This window comes from Massilia endophytica, from assembly GCF_021165955.1.
Lineage (GTDB): Bacteria > Pseudomonadota > Gammaproteobacteria > Burkholderiales > Burkholderiaceae_D > Rugamonas > Rugamonas endophytica.
This window is the reverse complement of sequence record NZ_CP088952.1, coordinates 382303-402197: the sequence shown is the minus strand read 5'-3', so window position 1 is coordinate 402197 and position 19895 is coordinate 382303. Positions and strand designations below refer to the sequence as shown.

The window sequence follows — 19895 nt, the reverse complement described above, 5'->3', positions numbered from 1 at the left end:
CTATATTGGTGGTTCGCCGTTCCCGATACCACCAACCAGTTCAGGGAGAAGAGCAATGTCGAATGTACCCAAGAACACCAACGCCACCGTCATGCCCTGCATGCGCTACCGCGACGCGCCCGCCGCGATCGACTGGCTGTGCAGCACGCTGGGCTTTGAACGCAATCTGGTTGTGCCCAATGAAGACGGAACCATTGCGCATGCCCAGCTTTCCTACGGCAACGGCATGGTGATGCTGGGATCGATATTCGACACGGAGTACGGCCGCCTGATGAAGCAGCCCGCGGAAATCGGCAACCGCGTCACCCAGTCCATCTATCTTGTCGTGAACGACGCGGACGCCGTCTATGAACGCGCCACCCGGGCCGGGGCGCCCATCCTCATGGAACTGAAGGACGAAGACTACGGGGGCCGTGGCTTCACGCTGCGCGACCCCGAAGGCCACGTCTGGAGCATTGGAACCTACGACCCCTGGACGGACTGAATCAGGGCCGCGTCCTCCACCTGTACCGGGCGCACCTTCACCAGGTTGCGGTAGAACGGCGGCAGGCTGGCGCACTGCGCGTGCAGCTCGTCTTCCGGCATGGAAGGCAGCACGTACTGGAACTGATGCGGATTGTCTTCCGGGAGTGCGCCTTCCAGGCTTGAGCCGTAGGCGCCGAGGTCCATGAAGCTCAAGGCGCCCGCATCGGGGCCGAGCGCGAACACGAAAGTGCCGTCCTTCGGATGTCCCAGATACTGCCGCACCTCGGCCTGCACTGCCGGGCTGGCGCCGTGCATCAGGCGGTAGCGCAGCTGGGCGTAGGCGCGGGTGCATTCCATGAAGGCGCTGCGGATATCGGACAGCTTGTAGCGTCCATGGCAGCACAGCAGCAGATTGCCGAAGGAATCCAGCAGCGCCACCGCATTGCCCTTGCCGCCGTTGCTGCGGTCGCGCTGGGCGGCCTGCGACAGGTAAGGCGCAAGGCCCGCATCCGGCAGGTGCGGCGCGCAGCGGTAAGTCAGCGCATCCGGACAGGCGCGCTTCAAGGCGCGGACGATGGCATGGTCTTCGGGCAGGGTTGCCGGATCCCTGAGCGCGCTGCGCGGAGGATCGATCTGGAACAGGTCCATCACATCCTCGGCGGTCGCCTCGAACACGAGGGAGCACAGCGCCTGGGTCGATTCCGCGATGGTCTTGCCGATGAAGCTCGGCTTCGGCGTGGCGCCCGCGCTGGCGCGCGCGTAGGACGAAGTGCCCAGCACGGCGGGATAGGCGAAGGTCTCGCGCGCGCCCTCGCGCAGGCCTGCGGGCAAAGCGGTGAACTGCGCGCCGCCATCGTGATTGACACCAGCCTTGCGGTCGTCTGCCGCGACGACAACGTTGAAGCCGGCGGCGAGAATCGCACCGGCGCACATGCAGCAGGGATCGAGCGAGGTCACGATCGTCACCTCATGGGGAGGCGGCAGCTCGCGGCCCTTGGCGCGTTCCGCGAAGTACCAGTCGATAAGCTGGCGTTCGCCGTGGGCGGTGGGATCGTAGATCAGTCCATCGCGGATCACGTTATTGTGGAGCGCCTTCAGCACGGTGCCATGCTGGTCCAGCATGACGCCGCCGACGCCGAACGTCCCCTGGGTCTTGGCCGCAATGGCTTCGGCCGCTGCGGCGGCCACCGCCGCCTGGACGTCGACGATCCGTTTCACTTCTTCTTCAGATCCTGGCCGCCGAAGGCATTCGGCAGCTGCGCGGCAGCAGTGGTTTCAAACACATCGCCCTTCAGGTTCGTGAGCACCACAGGCAGCTCGTTGCCACCCAGCTCCAGGATCACCTGGCGGCAGGCGCCGCAAGGAGCGATAGGTCCATCGGTCTCGCCGACGACGGCCAGCTTCGCGAACTCGCCCGGCTTGTAGCCATGGGCGAGCGCGCTGAACAGAGCCGTCCGCTCCGCGCAATTGCACAGCCCATACGACGCGTTCTCCACATTACAGCCGTGGAACACCTGGCCGTCATTACACAGCAGCGCCGCCCCCACCTTGAAATTCGAGTACGGCGTATAAGCCTTCAGCCGCGCCGCCTTCGCTTCCTCAATCAGCTTTGGAGTATCCATCTTTCCTCTCGGAATTCTTTCTTAAATGGGGACAGACCCCTTTAATCAATTTCTTAAAGGGGTCTGTCCCCTTTAAGAAATACTACGGGCGGATGGTGCGGTAGACGATGGGGTTGGCGGCGGGCGCCGTGGCGGCGATGCGGTAGGCGGACTGGATGTCGGCTACTGCCTGCTGCGCCGCGGCTTCCGTGCGGGCGTGGACCATCGCCAGCGGCTGGCCCGCTTCGATCTTCTGGCCCAGCTCGGCCAGGTCCGTCAGGCCGACGGCGAAGTCGATGGCGTCCGATGGACGGCGGCGGCCGCCGCCCAGGCTCACTACGGCCAGGCCCAGGGCGCGGCAGTCAACCGCCGCCGCGAAGCCGCCTTCCAGCGCCGGAACGGGAACGACGATAGGCGCCTTCTCCAGGTGCTTTTCCATGTTGTCGATGAGGTCTGCCGGGCCGCCAAGGGCCGTTACCATGCGCGCGAAACGCTCGGCCGCTTCGCCGCTGTCGAGCGCGGCCTGCAGCTTGGCGCGCGCTTCGGTCTCTGTCGCGGCCAGCTTGCCCAGCACGAGCATCTCTGCGCACAGGGACATCGTCACTTCATGCAGGCGCGCGGGACGGTGCTTGCCCGTCAGGTAGTCGATGGCGCCGCGCACTTCCAGCGCGTTGCCCGCCCACGGCGACAGGGACTCGTTCATGTCCGTCAGCAGGGCCGAGGTCAGGGTGCCCGCGCCATTGCCGACAGCGACGATGCTCTCGGCCAGTTCCACCGATTTCTCGAAGGTCGGCATGAAGGCGCCGCTGCCCACTTTCACGTCCATCGCCAGCACGTCCAGGCCCGCCGCCAGCTTCTTGGAGAGGATGGAGCCGGTGATCATGGCCACCGATTCCACGGTCGCCGTCACGTCGCGGATGCCGTAGAAGCGCTTGTCCGACGGCGCCAGCGAGGAGGTCTGGCCGATGATGGCCACGCCAACGTCGCGCACGACTTCGCGGAATTTTTCGTTGGTGGGCACGGTGGAGTAGCCGGGAATGGAGTCGAACTTGTCCAGCGTGCCGCCGGTGTGGCCCAGGCCACGGCCGGAAATCATGGGCACGAAGCCGCCGCAGGCGGCGATCATGGGGCCCAGCATGAGCGAGACCACGTCGCCGACGCCGCCGGTGGAGTGCTTGTCCATCACGGGGCCGGGCAGGTTGAGCGATTTCCAGTCCAGCACATCGCCGGAGTCGCGCATGGCGAGCGTGAAGGCCACGCGCTCGTCCATGCTCATGCCCTGGAAGTAGACGGCCATCGCCAGCGCGGCGATCTGGCCTTCGCTGACGCTGTTGTCCGTGATGCCGCGCACGAAGAACTGGATCTCGTCGGCGCTCAGCGCGCCGCCATCGCGTTTCTTGCGGATGATTTCTTGTGGCAGGTACATATTCTTCTCACTATTCAAAAGCTTGGGGCTGCGCGCAGCAGCCCCGTTCAATTCTCCGGGCTCCCGCCTCCGCGGGAGCGACGCCGCTTACACGCCGTAAGGAATCCAGATGTTTTTCACTTGCGTCGCGTGCTGGAGGACCGTGCGGCCTGCGGATTGCTGGACGCTGAACCAGTCGCGGCCCTTCGCGCCGCCCGTCCAGCTGCGCTTCAGCGAACCGGCGGACAGCTTCTCCACTTCCGCGCAGCCTGCGGCCGAGCCGTCGTGGCGCCAGATGGCGTCCACGTCGGAGTGGGCCGCCAGCGTGCGCGCCAGTTCGTCCGCGCTGCCGGTGACGATATTGACCACACCACCCGGCAGGTCGGAGGTGTCGAACACCTGGTACAGGTCAGTCACCGACAGCGGATAGGCTTCCGACGGCACGGCCACGACGCGGTTGCCCACGGCAATCGCGGGCGCCACCAGGGAGATGAAGCCGAGCAGCGGGTTCTCGTTCGGGCAGACGATGCCGATCACGCCGATCGCTTCGTTCAGCGCCACGGTGATGCCGTGCATCGGCGGCTGGTGCGCCTGGCCGTCGTACTTGTCGGCCCACGCGGCCCAGTAGAAGAGGCGCTCGATGGAGGCTTGCACTTCCTTCTCGGCGTTCTTCGTGCCGGTCTGCGCGGCGATGCGGGCGGCGAATTCTTCGCCGCGCGCTGCCAGGTTCTCGGCAATGTAGTACAGCACCTGCGCGCGGTTGTGCGCCGTGGCTTTGGTCCAGCCGGTGGCCTTGTGCGCTGCTTCCACGGCATTGCGGATGTCCTTGCGGTTGCCCTCGCCCACTTCGGCAATGAACTTGCCGTCCGCGCCGTGAATGGCGCGGCTATAGGCGCCATCGGGGCGGGCCTGCTTGCCGCCGATATACAGCTTGGCCGTGCGGTCGATGGCGAATGGGTCGGCGGCGGCGCTCGGCGCGGCCTTGGCTTTCGCTGGCTTGTCGAATACCGGCGCGGCGGGACGCGCGTCTTCCGACAGCGGTACGAGGTATTCGTACATGCCTTCCTTGCCGCCTTCGCGGCCGTAGCCGGATTCCTTGTAGCCGCCGAAGCCGCAGGCTGCGTCGAACTGGTTGGCGGTGTTGATCCACACGACGCCTGCTTTGATCGCGGGCGCGACGTCCAGCGCCAGCGAGATGTTTTCGGTCCACACGCAGGATGCGAGGCCGTAGACGGTATTGTTCGCGAGCTGCACCGCTTCAGCCGGGGTGCGGAAGCTCATCGCAACCAGCACGGGGCCGAAGATTTCGGCCTGCGCCACGGCGGCGGAAGTCGATGCGCCGGTGATCAGCGTGGGCGGGAACCAGGAGCCGTTGGCGGGAATCTCGCACGCGGCCGGCTGGTAGACCTCGCAGCCTTCGGCGCGCGCCGATTCCACCAGGCCGTGGATGCGCTGGCGCTGGATCGGATCGACCAGGGCGCCAATGTCCATGGACTTGTCCAGCGGAGAGCCGAGGCGCAGGTTGTCCATGCGCGCTTTGAGCTTCTTCAGGAAGCGCTCTTCCACCGATTCCTGCACCAGCAGGCGCGAACCGGCGCAGCAGACCTGGCCCTGGTTGAACCAGATGGAGTCGACCAGGCCTTCGACGGCCGCGTCGAGGTCCGCGTCTTCGAACACGATGTACGGCGATTTGCCGCCCAGTTCCAGCGAGAGCTTCTTGCCGCTGCCCGCCGTCGCTTCGCGGATGATGCGGCCCACTTCGGTGGAGCCGGTGAAGGCCAGCTTGTCGATGCCTTCGTGCTTGACGATGGCTTCGCCCGTGCGGCCGTCGCCGGTGACGATGTTGACCACACCCGCGGGTACGCCTGCCTGCTGGCAGATGTCGGCGAACAGCATGGCGGTCAGCGGGGTGAATTCGGCAGGCTTGAAGACGATGGTGTTACCGGCAGCCAGCGCAGGGGCCACCTTCCACGCCAGCATCAGCAGCGGGAAGTTCCACGGCACGATCTGGCCCACCACGCCCGCGGGACGGTAGCCCGCGAACTCCTCATCCTGCAGCTGGGCCCAGCCTGCGTGGTAGTAGAAGTGGCGCGCCACCAGCGGCAGGTCGGCATCGCGCGTTTCGCGGATGGTCTTGCCGTTGTCCAGGGTCTCGAGCACGGCGAAGAGGCGCGAGTGCTTCTGCATCAGGCGTGCGATCGCGTACAGCACGCGCGCACGGCCATGGCCGCCCAGCGCCTGCCAGCCCGGCTGCGCGCGGCGCGCGGCTTCCACGGCGCGGTTTACGTCGTCCGTAGTGGCCTGGGTGACTTCGGCCAGTTGCGAACCGTCCGCAGGGTTATTGGTGGCGAACAGTTCGCCCGGCTCGGTCCACGCGTTGTCGATGAAGAGGCCGAATTTGCGGGAGCGCTGGTCCAGCCACGCTTGCGCTTCTTTCTGGCTTTCTGGGGCGGGGCCGTAGTCCATAGTGTTGAGGATCTCGTTAATAGTTGGCATGGCGATGTCTTCTTATGGTTGCGCGTGGCGGTGGGCGGCGGAGTAGGCGCCGGTCACGTGGTGCTCCAGCTGGCGCTCGATGTCGGTCAGGAGACTGGAGGCGCCGATGCGGAACAGGTGCGGTTCCAGCCATTCGTTGCCCAGTTCTTCCTTCATCACGGTCATGTATTGCAGCGCGGCCTTGGCGGTGCTCACGCCGCCCGCCGGCTTGTAGCCGACCTTGAAGCCGGTCTGCTCGTAGTATTCGCGGATCGCGCGCACCATCACCAGCGACACGGGAATGGTGGCGTTCACGCCTTCCTTGCCGGTGGAGGTCTTGATGAAGTCCGCACCTGCCATCATGCAGACCCAGGATGCCTTGGCCACGTTTTCCAGCGTGACCAGGTCGCCCGTCGCCAGAATGGCTTTCACGTGCGCTTCGCCGCAGGCCTTGCGGTAGGCCAGCATTTCGTCGTACAGCGCCTGCCAGTTACCCGTGAGGACGTGCTGGCGGGTGATGACGATGTCGATCTCCTGCGCGCCGTCCGCCACCGAGAGCTCGATCTCGCGCACCTTGGTTTCCATGTTCGTCAGGCCCGCCGGGAAGCCGGTGGACACGGCGGCGATGGGCAGGCGGCCCTTCAGCACCTTGTCCGCATGGCGGATCATCTCGTGATAGACGCAGACGGCGCCCGTCATGAGATTGCGCTCCTGCAGGCCGAGGGCCTCGACCAGGTCATTACGCAGCGGGCGCATGGCTTTCATGCACAGGCGCTCGACGCGGCCGGGCGTGTCGTCGCCGGACAGGGTGGTGAGGTCGATCAGCTCGATGGCCTTGACCAGCCATGCAGCCTGATATTCCTTTTTCACCGTGCGGCGGTTCGCCAGCGATGCCGCGCGGCGGTCTGCCGCAGCCTTGTTGACGTGGATGTGGTTCAGCCAGCCCAGGTCGAGGCCCTGGGCCTCGTTGCGCTTGAAGTCTGCGGGATTGCTCATAGAAGGTTGGTTCCGTTGGAAAGGGGTTTCACGCCGAGGTGGTGGGCAATGGTCTGGCCGATGTCGGAGAAGGTTTCGGATACGCCGAGCGCGCGCGGCTTCACGCCGGGGCCGAAGAAGATCACCGGAATGTGTTCGCGCGTATGGTCGGAGCCTGGCGAGGTGGGGTCGCAGCCATGGTCGGCGGTGATCACGGCCAGGTCGCCCTCCTTCATGCGGCCGATGAACTCCGGCAGGCGCGCGTCAAGTTCGTGCAGCGCGTTCGAGTAGCCCTGCACGTCGCGCCGATGACCGAAGAGCATGTCGAAGTCCACGAAGTTCACGAAGGTCAGCGACTTGTCGCCCGCCTCGGATTCCGCCTTCAGCAGCTGGTCGAAGAGCGCCATGTTGTCGGGGCCTTTCAGCACGCGGCTCACGCCCTGCGCGGCATAGATGTCGCTGATCTTGCCGAGGGCGATCACTTCGCCGCCTTCGTTCTTCACGTGGTCCAGCAGGGTGGGCGCATGCGGCGGCACGGCGTAGTCGTGGCGGTTGGCGGTGCGCTTGTACTTGCCGTTGGAGCCGAGGAAGGGGCGCGCGATCACGCGGCCGATGTTGTAAGGCTTCACCAGCTCGTAGGCCAGTTCGCACAGCGCGTACAGGCGCTCCAGGCCGAAGCTCTCCTCGTGCGCGGCGATCTGCAGCACGGAGTCGGCGGAGGTGTAGAGAATGGGCTTGCCGGTCGCAACGTGCTCGTCGCCCAGTTCATCGATGATGGTGGTGCCGGATGCGTGGCAGTTGCCGAGGAAGCCGGGCACCTTGCCCAGTTCCTGCAGCTTGTCCGTCAGCTCTTTCGGGAAGGAAGGCACGGTCTTGGGGAAGTAGCCCCAGTCGTAAGTGACCGGCACGCCAGCGATTTCCCAGTGGCCGCTCTGCGTGTCCTTGCCGGTGGACTGCTCGCGCGCCGCGCCATAGGCGCCGGTGAAGCCGTCGCGCATGGTGAAGCCCTCCGCCCATTTGCCGCTGGCGATCTGCGCGGCGGCGGCAAGGCCCAGTTTTTCCATGGTGGGCAGGCTCATTGGCTTGCCCTCTTTCGCGGCCCATGCGGCGATGGAGCCGAAGGTGTTCGCGGCGCTGTCGCCATATTTACCGGCATCCGGCGTGGCGCCGAGGCCGAAGGAATCCAGCAGAAGAATGAATGCGCGTGACATGATGAACTCTCGCTTCGGGTTCGGCGCGCCGGACGGCACGCGCCGTCCGCACGCGCGCTGCAATTAGGCTTTCGGCGTCTTCGCCACGTTGGCGAGGAAGGCCAGGATCAGCTTGATCAGGCTTTCGGCGCCCACCGCTGCGTACTTCAGGGTTTGCTCGTGCGACAGCGGGAAGGGCGACAGGCCTTCCGCCAGGTTCGTAATCACGGATACGCCCACCACCTTCAGGCCGCAATGGCGGGCGGGCACTACTTCCGGCACCACGGACATGCCCACGACATCGGCGCCCAGGCGGCCGAAGGCGCGGATCTCGGCCGGGGTCTCGAAGTTCGGGCCCGGGTAGGCGATATACACGCCTTCATGCAGGGTGATGCCGGTGGATGCGGCGGTGTCTTTCAGCAGATTGCGCAGGTCCGCGTCGTAGGCATTGGCCATGCTGAAGAAGCGCGGGCCGAAGCGCTCGTCGTTCGGGCCGATCATGGCGCTGCCCGGCAGGAAGTTGATATGGTCGTTCAGCGCCACCAGGGAACCCGCATCCACTTCGGGACGCAGCGAACCCGCAGCATTGGTCACGAACACGAATTCGCAGCCCAGGAGCTTCAGGGTGCGGATCGCGCTGGTCATCACACCCATGCCGTAGCCTTCGTAGAAGTGGCCGCGGCCCTTCAGGCAGACCACCTGCACACCGGACAGGGTGCCGATCACCATCTGGCCTGCGTGGCCATGCACGGTGGAGATCGGGAAGCCGGGCAGCTCGTCGAAGCCGATGGTCACGGCGTCCGCCATCTGTTCCGCCAGCACGCCCAGGCCGGAGCCAAGGATCATGGCAAGACGCGGCTGGAAGTTCGCGGGCATGCGCGAACGGATGATATCGGCGGCCTGGAATGGGGTGTTGGGGAACATGGATATCCTCTTGATGGATTTTGGAATGGATTTCGCGATGCCGCAATATGCCTTATCCGCTATATGTATGGCAAATACCATTTTTCTTCACTATTTATACTCGACTTGTATAAATAGCCGTCTATTATAGAAGAACGCTGCGTTTGACAGCGCCAAGACAACTGTTTAGCATCACAAACAAATGTCCATTACCAAAAAAGAACAGCTCTACGAGCTTATCCGCAACAATCCCTTCATCTCCCAGCAGGAGATGGCGGACCAGCTCGGCCTGTCGCGGTCGGCTGTGGCGGGGCATGTTGCGGGCCTGATCCGCGAGCGCCGCCTGCTGGGCCGCGCCTATGTGCTGCCGGACGAGCGCCCGGTGCTCTGCATCGGCGCCGCCAACCTTGACCGCAAGCTGCGCCCCCACGCGCCGCTGCAGATGGCCACCTCCAATCCCGCATCGGCCGAGGAGACCTTCGGCGGCGTGGCCCGCAATATCGCGGAGAACGTCGCCCGCCTCGGCATGCCCTGCGCCCTCATCACGGCCCTGGGCAGCGATGCGGCGGGCCAGGCACTGCGCTCCTATGCGGAGGCGGCGGGCGTGGACATGACGGGCACCCTGCGCCTGCCCAGCACCCACACCGGCACCTACACGGCCGTGCTGGATGCGGGCGGCGAGCTGGTGGTCGCCTTGGCCGACATGGGCCTCTACGAGCAGCTCACGCCCGAATTCATGGCCAGCCGCAGGCCGCAGCGCCACGGCGCCTCCCTGGTGGTGGCGGACCTCAACCTGCCGCAGGATACCGTGGCCCTTCTCCTCGCCGACGCGCGGGAGAACGGCGTGCCGCTGGTTCTGGTGGCCGTATCCCAGCCCAAGATGGCGCGCCTGCCCGAGGACCTTCGCGGCCTGCGCCTGCTGATCCTGAACCGGGGCGAGCTCGAAACGCGCGCCGGCCGCGCCTTGCCCACGGAGGCCGACGTGCGGGAAGCCTGCCGCGCCGTCCAGGCCCAGGGCGCGCAGGACATCATCGTCACCTGCGGCGCGGCGGGCGTGTACCACACGATTCCCGGCGACCTGCAATGGCTGCCCGCCCACGACGTGGACGTGGTGGACGTGACGGGCGCGGGCGACGCCTTCTCGGCCGCCGTGTGCTGGACCCTGGCCCAGGGCGGCGCCGACCTCACCCTCGCCTGCGAGCGCGGCCTGCATGCCGCCTCGCTGACGCTGCAAAGCCGCCAGACCGTATCCCCTGCGCTGAACCCCGCGCTGTTCGCCACCGCCACAGAACAGGACTAGACCATGCACCAGTACCTTTCCCTTTCGCCGGAAGTGGCGAACGCACGCACCACCGGCAAGCCCATCGTGGCGCTGGAATCGACCATCATCTCGCACGGCATGCCGTATCCGCAGAACGTGCACACGGCCATCGAGGTCGAGCAGATCATCCGCGACGCGGGCGCCATCCCCGCCACCATCGCCATCATGAATGGCAAGATCTGCGTGGGCCTCACTTCCGAGCAGCTGGAAATCCTGGGCAATTCGCCGGACGCCATGAAGGTGAGCCGCCGCGACCTGCCCTACGCGCTCTCGCAGAACAAGCTGGGCGCCACCACCGTGGCCGCGACCATGATCTGCGCGGAGCTGGCGGGCATTCCCGTCTTCGTCACGGGCGGCATCGGCGGCGTGCACCGGGGCGCGGAAACGAGCTTCGACATCTCGGCCGACCTGCAGGAGCTGGCGCGCACGAATGTGGCCGTGGTGTGCGCGGGCGTGAAGTCTATCCTCGATATCGGCCTCACGCTGGAATACCTGGAAACCCTGGGCGTGCCGGTGGTAAGCGTGGGCCAGCCCGGCTTCCCCGCCTTCTTCACGCGCGAGAGCGGCTACAACGCGGACTTCCAGCTGGACACCGCGGCCGAACAGGCCTCCTTCATCCATGCCAAATGGCGCCTGGGCCTGAAAGGCGGCGTGGTGGTGAGCTGCCCGGTGCCGGAGCTGGATGCCATGCCGCAGGAGGAGATCGACGGCATCACCCTGCAGGCCCTGCAGGAGGCGGCGGAGAACGGCGTGGTAGGCAAGAAGGTCACGCCCTTCCTGCTGGCGCGCATCAAGACCCTGACCGGAGGCCGCAGCCTGGCCACCAATATCGCGCTGGTGAAGAACAACGCCCGCGTGGGCGCCGCCCTGGCGCGCGCCATGCTGGAGTTCCCCGCCGCATAAGGATGGCCAATGTCGATCGACCTTAAACAGTTAAAGTATTTCCTCGCCGTCGCCGAAGAGAAGAGCTTCAGCCGGGCCGCCGAACGCCTGCACATTTCGCAGCCGCCCCTCAGCCAGCAGATCATGAAGCTGGAGTCGGAACTGGGCGTGAAGCTGTTTGCGCGCACCACGCGCACCTTCGAGCTCACCGTGGCGGGCAAGGCGCTGATGCAGGAGGCGGCCGACGTGCTGGCGAAGATGCGCATGACCATCGACACCGTGCGCCAGATCGACCGCGGCGAAGTGGGCCGCCTGCGCGTGGGCATCGTGGGCTCGGCCATGTGGGGCCCCATCCCTTCCCTGCTCGAGGAGTTCCAGAGCAAATACCCCCGCGTGAGCTGGACCATCCACGAGCTGGGCCCCACGGTGCAGTACGAGGCGCTGCGCGCCAAGCAGATCGACGTGGGCTTCTGGCGCGAACCCAGCCTGGACGAGGACGAACTGAAGAACGACAAGCTGCGCCAGGAACTCTGCTTCCGCGAAAACGTATGCGTGGCCGTGAACGAGCACCATCCGCTGGCCAAGCTGGAGGCCATCGAGCTGACGGACATTGCAAGCGAGCCCATGCTCACCCTGGCCCTCGACAAGTCGGCCTTCCCCCGCTACCTGATCCAGTGCTGCGTGAAGGCGGGCTTCCAGCCCGCCATCTTCCAGGAGGCTTCCGAGCCGCAGACCCTGCTGGCCATGGTGGGCGCGGGCCTGGGCGTGACCCTCATGCCGGAGACCACGAGCCGCATCGGCTGGCCGGGCGTGGTCTTCCTGCCGATCCGCAGCAATCCGCCGTCCGCCAATCTCTACATCACCTACACGACGCAGGACGACGCGCCCGTGGTTCGTGCATTCCTGAATATTTTGCGTCCGCCTGCGCGCGACTGAGCCGCGTTTTATGTTAAGCGGCGCGCAGTTCTGCGCGCCGCGCCACGTTAAGCTGGCTTCCGCAACCATGATGCGAGGCCACGATGCAGATCGGTACGGACCAGGACGTCCCAGACAGGCACCTCACTCCCGCCGCCCGCAGGCTGCTCGGCATGAGCGATGCCATCATCGGCGAATGGTCCGAGCGCGTGCGCCGCGAGGTGGAAGGCATGGCCGACATGGCCCACCCTATCCTCATCAATACGATGCCCGTTTTCCTGCAGAATCTCGTCGAGGCCATTTCACCCGGCCATCCGCGCAACCTGGCCAGCAGTAATTCGAGTATTGCCATGGCGCATGGCAGCGAACGCGCCCGCATGACCGACTACCGCCCCCAGGACATTGCGCACGAATACCAGCTGTTCCGCGACAGCCTGTTCGACGTGAGCGAGCGCCTGGGCCTGGCCCTGGACCGCGAGCAGCGCGCCCTGATCAACGGCTCCATCGACAGCGCTGTGCTGGAGTCCATCAGCGCCTATTCGGCTGCGCAGGCCGCCTTCCGCACGAACTATATCGCCACCCTGGCCCACGACCTGCGCACTCCGCTCTCGGTCATCATGAGCGCAATCTCCATGCTCGATGCGGACGCCGATGCCGCACGCATTGCCATGCTGGCCGCCGCCATGCGCAAGAACCTGGACCGGGCCGACCAGATGCTGCGCGAAATGCTGGACACAGCCGCCCTGCACAGCAGCGAGTACCTGCCGATCCAGCCGGGCGACCTGGAACTCATGGACCTGGTGCACGACGTGGTGCGCGACGCGCCCCTTCATTCGGGCGGCTACCTGATACTGGGCGAGGAGGCGCGCGGCTTCTGGTGCGGGCAGTCCCTGCGCCGCGCGCTGGAGAACCTGATACGCAACGCGGTCAAGTATGGCCAGCGCGACACGCCGATTACCGTCGCCGTGCAGCCCCGCGACGAGCAGGTGACGCTGTCGGTGCACAATATGGGCAAGCCCATACCGCCGGACCAGATCGCCGAGCACTTCCTGATGTTCCGCCGGGGAAGCCAGTGCGCCAAGGTGCACGGCTGGGGCCTCGGCCTTGCCTTCGTGAAGAACGTGGCCGAATCGCATGGCGGCTCGATCAACATCGACAGCTCCGCGGAAAACGGCACCACGGTCAGCCTGGAGCTGCCGCGGCAGGCCATTCCCGCCGCATCCGAGCGCCGCGCCAAGTGGCAGCGCGCCTCCCAGCATTGAGCACGGCGCCATGAAAAAAGCCCGCGCAGCTTTCGCTGCGCGGGCTTTTGCAGGAACAGGACGGCTTAGAAGTTCATGCGGAACTGCACGCCGTAGGTGCGCGGTTCGTTCACGATGCCGGTCATGTTGTTGAAGTCGATGGCGCCCAGGGACTGCACCTTGTCGGTGATGTTGCGGCCGTACAGGGCCAGGTCGTACTTGCCGTCGCCCCACTTGTAGCCCACGCGCAGGCCGCCTTCCAGCAGGTGCTTGGCCTTGTACTCCACCGCTTCATACAGGAAGAAGTTGTAGGTCGAGCGGTAAGCCCAGTCGGTGAAGGCGTAGAACTCGCCGTCCGCCACGGGCGCGCTGTACTTCAGGGTGAAGTTGTGCTGCCACTTCGGTGCGCGCGGCAGCGGGTTGCCGTTGATCAGGGCGACCGGGGTGCCGCCCAGGTACTTGATCTGGTCGGTCACCGTGCAGCCGCCGCCGCAAGGCTGGGCGTACAGGTCGGCGTCCTTGATCTCAGTGTCGTTGTAGCTGGTGCCGAAGGTGGCGCTCAGGCTGTCCGACAGGTTGGCCTGGAAGTCCAGTTCCACGCCCTGGCCGACGGCCTTGTCTGCGTTGATCAGCTGGTTCATGTTCACGGTGCCCGAACCGGCGGTCAGCTGCTTGTCCTTCACGCGGTAGTGGAAGACGGTGGCGCTCATGCGCGCGCGGCGGTTGAACAGGTCCTGCTTCACGCCGGCTTCATAGGACAGCACTTTCTCGGCGCCTGCGATGGAGGGTTTGCTGTCCAGGCCGAACAGGCGGCCCTGCATGGACGGCGCGCGGTAGCCGGTGGCGATACGGGCGAACACGTTGGTGTCCTTGTTCAGGATATAGGTGCCGCTGGCGTCCCAGCTGATGTTGCTCGAATCGTCGTGCAGCGGCAGGTAGGAACGGCCGTCGGTCTGGATACGCTGGGCGACGAAGTCCTTCTTGTCGCTGGTGTAGCGCAGGCCGCCGCGCAGTTTCAGCTTCTCGTTCACGGCATAGTTCACGGAACCGAAGACGGCCCAGGACTTGGCGTTCTGGGTCTGGGTCGCATAATCGGAATTCTGCGGATTGCCCGGAGCCAGGGAGTTGAAGGAGATACTGTCGATCTGGATGTCTTCCTTGAAGTAGAACACGCCCGCGATCCACTGCAGCGGATCCTTGGTGTTCGACTCGGCGCGGAATTCCTGCGAGATCTGCTTGTGGTTCGGGATCAGGTCGGCCGTTTCAACGACGAAGGGGATGAAGCCGGGGCCCATCGGCGGCGCGTAGGAGGCGCCGTAGCCGCCGTCCACGTCGGCGCGGCTGAAGAAGTCCAGCTTCTCCCAGCCGGTGATCGAGTGCAGGGTCATGCCCGGCAGCTCGTAGCGCAGGCGCAGGTTGGCGCCCTTGTTCTTCAGCCACTGCTCGTTGACGCCGTCAGTCGGGTAGCTGCCGTAGTCGAAGTTGTCCACCAGGTCGTTGGTGCCCTTCTTCAGGATATTGGCGCGGAACAGGGTGGCGGTGCCGTCCATGTCGCGGGCGTGCACGTTCAGCAGGGCGCTGAAGTCCTTGCTCGGCTTGATCAGCATCTGCACGCGGGCGGCGTTGTCCTTGTAGCCCTCGAAGTCCTTGGTGCCGGTCGGACGCGGGTTGTGCACGCGGTCGTCGCGGTGCTGGCTCTGGCCCGAGAAGCGCAGGGCCACGGTATCGCTGACCGGCACGTTCCAGGCGCCGTCCACATTGATCACGCCATCCTTGCCCGCGCCGGCGTTCACATAGCCTTCCTGGCGGAACACGGGCTTGGCGGAATCGAACTTGATCACGCCGGCCGGGGAGTTACGGCCGAACAGGGTGCCCTGCGGGCCGCGCAGCACTTCCACCTGGTCCACGTCGAACACGGGGAAGCCCTTCAGCATCGGGTTTTCCTGCACGATGTCGTCCATCACCAGGCCCACAGGCTGCGAGGCGTTCAGGTCGAAGTCGGTGTTGCCCAGGCCGCGGATATAGAAGCGCGGGAAGGTACGGCCGTAATCGGACTCGACAGCCACGGAAGGCGAACGGCCGTTCAGGAAACGGATGTCCTGGCCGCCGGAGACCAGCACGTCCAGCTTGTCGCCCTTCACGGTGGCGATGGACATCGGCACGTCCTTGATGTTCTCGGCGCGGCGCTGCGCGGTCACGATCACGGTTTCCAGCTGGCCTTTTTCGGTCTTCTCGGCCTGCGGCGCGGCGGCTTCCTGGGCCATGCCTTGCAGCGGGAAGGCGCCGGCGATGGCCAGTGCCATGAGGGTACGTTGTGCGTAGCGCAGCGTCGTCTTCATTCAGCAAACTCCTTAATGTGGGTGATCTCAGCCGTCCCGAAGGACCATAAAGGGCAATGCTAGCAGAAAGCACAACAACCACAAATTACTAACATGGAATCTTTATTAAGATGTCGCGCGAATAAATAGCCAAGCAAAAACGTATTTGTCATACAAATCACCCTGCTGCATAGTTGCGAACTGCCCTGTTCGCTGCAAATGGCGCCCGTTCAGAGGAGAGCGCCAAAAACGGCGGGGCGAAGGCGCGCTGCGGATGCACAAAAAAACAACGCAGCACCTTAAGAAAAGATGGAGACAGGCTGTTGTGAGAACGCTACAAGCGGGTTCCACGGAGGCGGCAAAGCGGCGCGCATTTGATGCAGCGCAAAATATCCTTGCCGTTTTAGCAGGCTGAGCAACAACTCTAAAAACCTGTCTGCCGAAGGTGAAAACGGGTCGTTAAGTAGATGTTTCGTCCGCAAAAACTATACAATAACGAACTTCCAGGAGCCCATTCATGAAAATCAAACAACTTTTGACGATGTTGTCCGCTGTTGCGGTCTCGGCCAGCGCTTTCGCGGCGGATCCGAAGCTGGCCGTCGTCTATGATGCCGGCGGCAAGTTCGACAAATCCTTCAGCCAGTCGGCCTTCGAGGGCGCCTCGCGCTTCCGCACCGAAACCAAGATCAACTTCCTGGAAGCCCAGGCCAGCAGCGACACCCAGGCCGAACAGATTCTGCGCGGCCTGGCCCGCAAGAAGATGGACCTGATCGCCTCCATCGGCTTCTCCCAGACCCAGGCCGTGCAGAAGGTCGCCAAGGAGTTCCCGAACGTGCGCTTCGTGCTGATCGACGGCGTGGTGAACGCGCCGAACGTGAACTCCATCACCTTCAAGGAAGAGGAAGGCTCCTACCTGGTGGGCGTGGCCGCGGCCATGGCCTCCAAGACCAAGAAGCTGGGCTTCGTGGGGGGCGTGGACATTCCCCTGATCCGCGCCTTCGCCTGCGGCTACACCCAGGGCGCGAAAGCGACCGACAAGAAAGTGGAAGTCCTGCAGAACATGGTGGGCACCACCGCGGCGGCATGGAACGATCCGGCCAAGGGCGGCGAACTGGCGCGCTCGCAGTTCGAGCGCGGCGTGGACGTGGTGTTCGCCGTGGCCGGCGGTTCCGGCCTGGGCACTCTCTCCATGGCCAAGGAAAAGGGCAAGCTGGGCATCGGCGTGGATTCGAACCAGAACCACCTGCACCCGGGCACCATCCTGACCTCCATGGTCAAGCGCGTGGACAACGCCGTGTATGACAGCTTCATGCAGATCAAGAACGGCACCTGGAAGCCCGGCATTTCCGCCAAGGGCATCAAGGAAGGCGGCGTGGACTGGACCCTGGACCAGTACAACCGCAAGCTGATCACCCCCGAGATCGAGAAGAAGGTCCTGGGCGCGCGCAAGGACATCATCGACGGCAAGATCAAGGTCATCGACATCCGCGCAACCGGCAACTGCCCGGTCTGATTTCCACGCGATAAAGACAGAACGCGCCGAGCGGGCTTCCCGCCGGCGCGTTTTTCAGTAAATAAACTCCTGAAAATCCTATGCAGCCAGCTGTAGAATTCCGCGGCATCTCGAAACGCTTCGGGGCGGTGCAGGCCAATGCCGACGTGAGCTTTGCCGTCGCCAAGGGCGCCATCCACGGCCTCGTGGGCGAGAACGGCGCGGGCAAGTCGACCCTGATGAGCATCCTGTACGGCTACTACCATGCCGACAGCGGCGAGATCCTGCTGGACGGCAAAGCCCAGCAGATCCGCTCCAGCCACCAGGCCATCGAACTGGGCATCGGCATGGTGCACCAGCACTTCATGCTGGTCGAGAACATGACGGTGCTCGACAACGTGATGCTGGGCACGGAAGGCGGCTTCCGCCTGCAGCCCAAGCGCGCCGCCGTGGAAGCGAAGCTGCGCGAAATCTGCGAGCGCTACCGCCTGGACGTCGATCCCCTGGCCACCATCCACGACCTGTCCGTCGGCGCGCAGCAGCGCGTGGAGATCCTCAAGCAGATCTACCGCAGCGCCAATATCCTGATCCTGGACGAGCCCACCGCCGTGCTGACCGCGCAGGAGACGGAATCGCTGTTCCAGATCCTGAAGCTGTTCAAGGAGCAGGGCAAGACCATCATCCTGATCACGCACAAGCTGCAGGAGATCATGGACATCACCGACACCGTGACGGTGATGCGCGGCGGCCGCGTGGCCGGCGCCGTGGCAACTGCGCAGACCTCGAAGGAAGAACTGGCGAACATGATGGTGGGCCGCCCCATCGAGAACAACCTGCCACGCGCGCCGTACAAGCCGGGCGCGCCGGTGCTGGAGGTGCGCAATCTCCAGCTGAAGGATTCCACGGGCGTGAGCCTGCTCTCCAACATCAACTTCACGCTGCGCGCGGGCGAAATCGTGGCCATCGCGGGCGTGTCCGGCAACGGCCAGAGCGAGTTGATGGAGATCCTGTCCGGCATGCGCCTGCCCACCTCGGGCGAAGTCGATTTCCAGGGCCAGGCCCTGCCCTTCGCCAAGCGCCACGATGCCGACGGCCTGCCGCTGGCCTTCCGCCGCCTGGGCATCGCCCACGTGCCGGAAGACCGCCTGCGCGACGGCGTGGTGAAGAACTTCTCCGTCATGCAGAACACGGTGCTTGGCTACCAGGACCAGCTGAAAGGCCGCTGGGGCCTGTTCGACTTCAAGCACATCGCCGAGCGCTGCACCGGCCTGCTGAAGGAATTCGACGTGCGCCCGCCCAACCCGGACCTGCGTATCGGCCTGCTCTCCGGCGGCAACCAGCAGAAGGTGGTGATCGCGCGCGAAGTGCTGGCCCAGCCCAAGCTGATGCTCGTGGGCCAGCCCACGCGCGGCGTGGACATCGGCACCATTGAATCCATCCACACGCAGCTGCTGGCCTTGCGCGACGCGGGCGTGGCCATCCTGCTCGTGTCCGTGGAGCTGGAAGAAGTGCGCGCGCTGGCCGACCGCATCCTCGTGATGTGCGGCGGCGCCATTACCGGCGAACTGCCGGTCGACGAATTCGACACCACCCGCATCGGCCTGCTGATGGGGGGTATGCATAAATCATGACCACTAACGATATGCCACGCTGGGCGACCGGTTTCGTCCTGCCCATCCTGAACCTGCTGTCCGCGCTGCTGGTGGCCGCGCTGGTGATCCATCTGCTGGGCGAAGACCCGGTGGATTCCCTGCGCATCCTCGTCAACAGCGCCATCGTCAATCCCGAAGGGCTGTCCTACACCCTGTTCTACGCATCGACCTTCATCTTCACCGGCCTGGCCGTGTCGATCGCAATGCAGGCGGGCCTGTTCAATATCGGCGCGGAAGGCCAGATGTATTTCGGCGGCCTGGGGCTCACGCTGGCCATGCTGGCCTTCGATGCATCGATGCCCGCCATCGTCCTGATCCCGCTCGGCATGATCGGCGCCGCCCTCTTCGGTGCGCTGTGGGGCTTCATTCCCGGCTACCTGCAGGCGAAACGGGGCAGCCATATCGTGGTGACCACGATCATGTTCAACTTCATCTGCGCCTCGCTGATGAACTTCATCATCGTAAAGTACATGATTCCGGTGGGCGAGCAGAACACGGCCAGCCGCGCCTTCTCGGTGGCGTCCGAGATGCCGCGCCTGAACACCCTGATCCCTGCGCTGGGCGACACGCCGCTCAATATCAGCTTCCTGATCGCCATTGCCGCGCTGGTGGTCTACGGCGTGATGGTGTGGCGCTCCGCCTGGGGCTACAAGCTGCGCGCCACGGGCCTGAACAAGCATGCCGCGCACTACGCGGGCGTGAAAATCAGCGGCATGATCATCGTCGTGATGTTGATCTCCGGCGCCCTGGCGGGCCTGGGTTCGGTGAACTCCATTCTCGGCTCCACCCACTACCTCAGCCTGGGCTTCGTCAACGGCGCGGGCTTCGTGGGTATCGCCATTGCGCTGATGGGGCGCCAGCATCCGGTGGGCATCTTCCTGTCCTCCGTGCTGTTCGGCGCGCTGATCCAGGGCGGCTTCGACCTCTCGCTGGAAAAACCGAATATCCCGACCGAGACCTTCATCTTCATTCAGGGTCTGATCATCCTCTTCTGCGGCGCGATGGAAAACCTGTACGCACCCGCGATCATTAAACTGCTCAAGGCAAGAAAGGGCTGATG

The 19895-nt window shown here is 64.8% G+C and carries 16 protein-coding genes; 8 read left to right on the top strand and 8 right to left on the bottom strand.

Annotation, left to right across the window (positions count from 1 at the left end; genetic code table 11):
- Window positions 1-55: 55 nt before the first annotated feature.
- Window positions 56-484 (top strand): VOC family protein, encoded by a 429-nt coding sequence (locus LSQ66_RS01940; RefSeq protein ID WP_231768134.1) that lies wholly within the window; start codon window positions 56-58, stop codon window positions 482-484.
- On the opposite strand, the gene LSQ66_RS01935 is transcribed toward LSQ66_RS01940, so the two are convergent.
- The 7 genes from LSQ66_RS01935 to xapA form a co-directional block, all read right to left on the bottom strand.
- Complete coding sequence (locus tag LSQ66_RS01935; RefSeq protein ID WP_231768133.1) at window positions 463-1683, bottom strand: nucleoside deaminase; 1221 nt, start codon at window positions 1681-1683, stop codon at window positions 463-465. The genes LSQ66_RS01940 and LSQ66_RS01935 overlap by 22 nt on opposite strands.
- A complete protein-coding gene (locus LSQ66_RS01930; protein ID WP_231768132.1) occupies window positions 1680-2087 on the bottom strand; it encodes a cytidine deaminase in 408 nt (135 codons plus the stop codon). Before LSQ66_RS01930 ends, LSQ66_RS01935 begins: the two co-directional genes overlap by 4 nt.
- 82 nt (window positions 2088-2169) lie before the next feature.
- Window positions 2170-3492 carry a thymidine phosphorylase gene (deoA, locus tag LSQ66_RS01925; RefSeq protein WP_231768131.1) on the bottom strand — a complete coding sequence of 441 codons (1323 nt, stop codon included), beginning with the start codon at window positions 3490-3492 and terminating at the stop codon, window positions 2170-2172.
- Window positions 3493-3579: 87 nt separating this feature from the next.
- On the bottom strand, window positions 3580-5967 hold the full coding sequence (locus tag LSQ66_RS01920) for an aldehyde dehydrogenase family protein (RefSeq protein WP_407659551.1): 2388 nt from the start codon (window positions 5965-5967) through the stop codon (window positions 3580-3582).
- Window positions 5968-5979: 12 nt separating this feature from the next.
- Entirely contained in the window at window positions 5980-6942 is a 963-nt protein-coding gene (gene deoC, locus LSQ66_RS01915) for a deoxyribose-phosphate aldolase (protein ID WP_231768130.1), read from the bottom strand.
- Window positions 6939-8132: a phosphopentomutase gene (locus LSQ66_RS01910; RefSeq protein ID WP_231768129.1), complete on the bottom strand. Its 1194-nt coding sequence runs from the start codon at window positions 8130-8132 to the stop codon at window positions 6939-6941. Before LSQ66_RS01910 ends, deoC begins: the two co-directional genes overlap by 4 nt.
- Window positions 8133-8195: 63 nt before the next feature.
- Window positions 8196-9035, bottom strand: a complete 840-nt coding sequence (gene xapA / locus LSQ66_RS01905) for a xanthosine phosphorylase (RefSeq protein WP_231768128.1) — start codon at window positions 9033-9035, stop codon at window positions 8196-8198.
- Between the two features lie 181 nt (window positions 9036-9216).
- On the opposite strand from xapA, the gene LSQ66_RS01900 reads away from it, so the two are divergent.
- The 4 genes from LSQ66_RS01900 (at window position 9217) to LSQ66_RS01885 (ending at window position 13394) form a co-directional block, all read left to right on the top strand.
- Window positions 9217-10314, top strand: a complete 1098-nt coding sequence (locus LSQ66_RS01900) for a carbohydrate kinase family protein (protein WP_231768127.1) — start codon at window positions 9217-9219, stop codon at window positions 10312-10314.
- A gap of 3 nt (window positions 10315-10317) precedes the next feature.
- Window positions 10318-11238, top strand: coding sequence for a pseudouridine-5'-phosphate glycosidase (locus LSQ66_RS01895; protein WP_231768126.1), 921 nt, complete (start codon window positions 10318-10320; stop codon window positions 11236-11238).
- A gap of 9 nt (window positions 11239-11247) precedes the next feature.
- A complete protein-coding gene (locus LSQ66_RS01890) occupies window positions 11248-12153 on the top strand; it encodes a LysR family transcriptional regulator (protein ID WP_231768125.1) in 906 nt (301 codons plus the stop codon).
- Between the two features lie 83 nt (window positions 12154-12236).
- The gene (locus LSQ66_RS01885) at window positions 12237-13394 is read left to right on the top strand and encodes a sensor histidine kinase (RefSeq protein ID WP_231768124.1); all 1158 of its coding nucleotides are present in this window, start codon (window positions 12237-12239) and stop codon (window positions 13392-13394) included.
- A gap of 65 nt (window positions 13395-13459) precedes the next feature.
- Here LSQ66_RS01885 and LSQ66_RS01880 read toward each other — a convergent pair whose 3' ends face one another.
- Entirely contained in the window at window positions 13460-15712 is a 2253-nt protein-coding gene (locus LSQ66_RS01880; RefSeq protein ID WP_231768123.1) for a TonB-dependent receptor, read from the bottom strand.
- 496 nt (window positions 15713-16208) lie between these two features.
- On the opposite strand from LSQ66_RS01880, the gene LSQ66_RS01875 reads away from it, so the two are divergent.
- From LSQ66_RS01875 to LSQ66_RS01865, 3 genes are all read left to right on the top strand, one after another.
- Window positions 16209-17204 (top strand): BMP family lipoprotein, encoded by a 996-nt coding sequence (locus LSQ66_RS01875; protein WP_231768122.1) that lies wholly within the window; start codon window positions 16209-16211, stop codon window positions 17202-17204.
- Between the two features lie 80 nt (window positions 17205-17284).
- Window positions 17285-18814 carry an ABC transporter ATP-binding protein gene (locus LSQ66_RS01870; RefSeq protein WP_231768121.1) on the top strand — a complete coding sequence of 510 codons (1530 nt, stop codon included), beginning with the start codon at window positions 17285-17287 and terminating at the stop codon, window positions 18812-18814.
- Window positions 18811-19893: an ABC transporter permease gene (locus LSQ66_RS01865; RefSeq protein ID WP_231768120.1), complete on the top strand. Its 1083-nt coding sequence runs from the start codon at window positions 18811-18813 to the stop codon at window positions 19891-19893. Before LSQ66_RS01870 ends, LSQ66_RS01865 begins: the two co-directional genes overlap by 4 nt.
- Window positions 19894-19895: the final 2 nt, after the last annotated feature.

Excerpts from the sequence above, each read along its gene's own strand:
- LSQ66_RS01910 (WP_231768129.1), bottom strand. The coding sequence starts at position 8,132 with ATGTCACGCGCATTCATTCTTCTGCTGGATTCCTTCGGCCTCGGCGCC.
- LSQ66_RS01940 (WP_231768134.1), top strand. The coding sequence starts at position 56 with ATGTCGAATGTACCCAAGAACACCAACGCCACCGTCATGCCCTGCATG.
- LSQ66_RS01900 (WP_231768127.1), top strand. The coding sequence starts at position 9,217 with ATGTCCATTACCAAAAAAGAACAGCTCTACGAGCTTATCCGCAACAAT.
- xapA (WP_231768128.1), bottom strand. The coding sequence starts at position 9,035 with ATGTTCCCCAACACCCCATTCCAGGCCGCCGATATCATCCGTTCGCGC.
- LSQ66_RS01880 (WP_231768123.1), bottom strand. The coding sequence starts at position 15,712 with ATGAAGACGACGCTGCGCTACGCACAACGTACCCTCATGGCACTGGCC.
- LSQ66_RS01920 (WP_407659551.1), bottom strand. The coding sequence starts at position 5,967 with ATGCCAACTATTAACGAGATCCTCAACACTATGGACTACGGCCCCGCC.
- deoA (WP_231768131.1), bottom strand. The coding sequence starts at position 3,492 with ATGTACCTGCCACAAGAAATCATCCGCAAGAAACGCGATGGCGGCGCG.
- LSQ66_RS01865 (WP_231768120.1), top strand. The coding sequence starts at position 18,811 with ATGACCACTAACGATATGCCACGCTGGGCGACCGGTTTCGTCCTGCCC.
- LSQ66_RS01875 (WP_231768122.1), top strand. The coding sequence starts at position 16,209 with ATGAAAATCAAACAACTTTTGACGATGTTGTCCGCTGTTGCGGTCTCG.
- LSQ66_RS01890 (WP_231768125.1), top strand. The coding sequence starts at position 11,248 with ATGTCGATCGACCTTAAACAGTTAAAGTATTTCCTCGCCGTCGCCGAA.
- LSQ66_RS01885 (WP_231768124.1), top strand. The coding sequence starts at position 12,237 with ATGCAGATCGGTACGGACCAGGACGTCCCAGACAGGCACCTCACTCCC.
- deoC (WP_231768130.1), bottom strand. The coding sequence starts at position 6,942 with ATGAGCAATCCCGCAGACTTCAAGCGCAACGAGGCCCAGGGCCTCGAC.
- LSQ66_RS01930 (WP_231768132.1), bottom strand. The coding sequence starts at position 2,087 with ATGGATACTCCAAAGCTGATTGAGGAAGCGAAGGCGGCGCGGCTGAAG.
- LSQ66_RS01895 (WP_231768126.1), top strand. The coding sequence starts at position 10,318 with ATGCACCAGTACCTTTCCCTTTCGCCGGAAGTGGCGAACGCACGCACC.
- LSQ66_RS01870 (WP_231768121.1), top strand. The coding sequence starts at position 17,285 with ATGCAGCCAGCTGTAGAATTCCGCGGCATCTCGAAACGCTTCGGGGCG.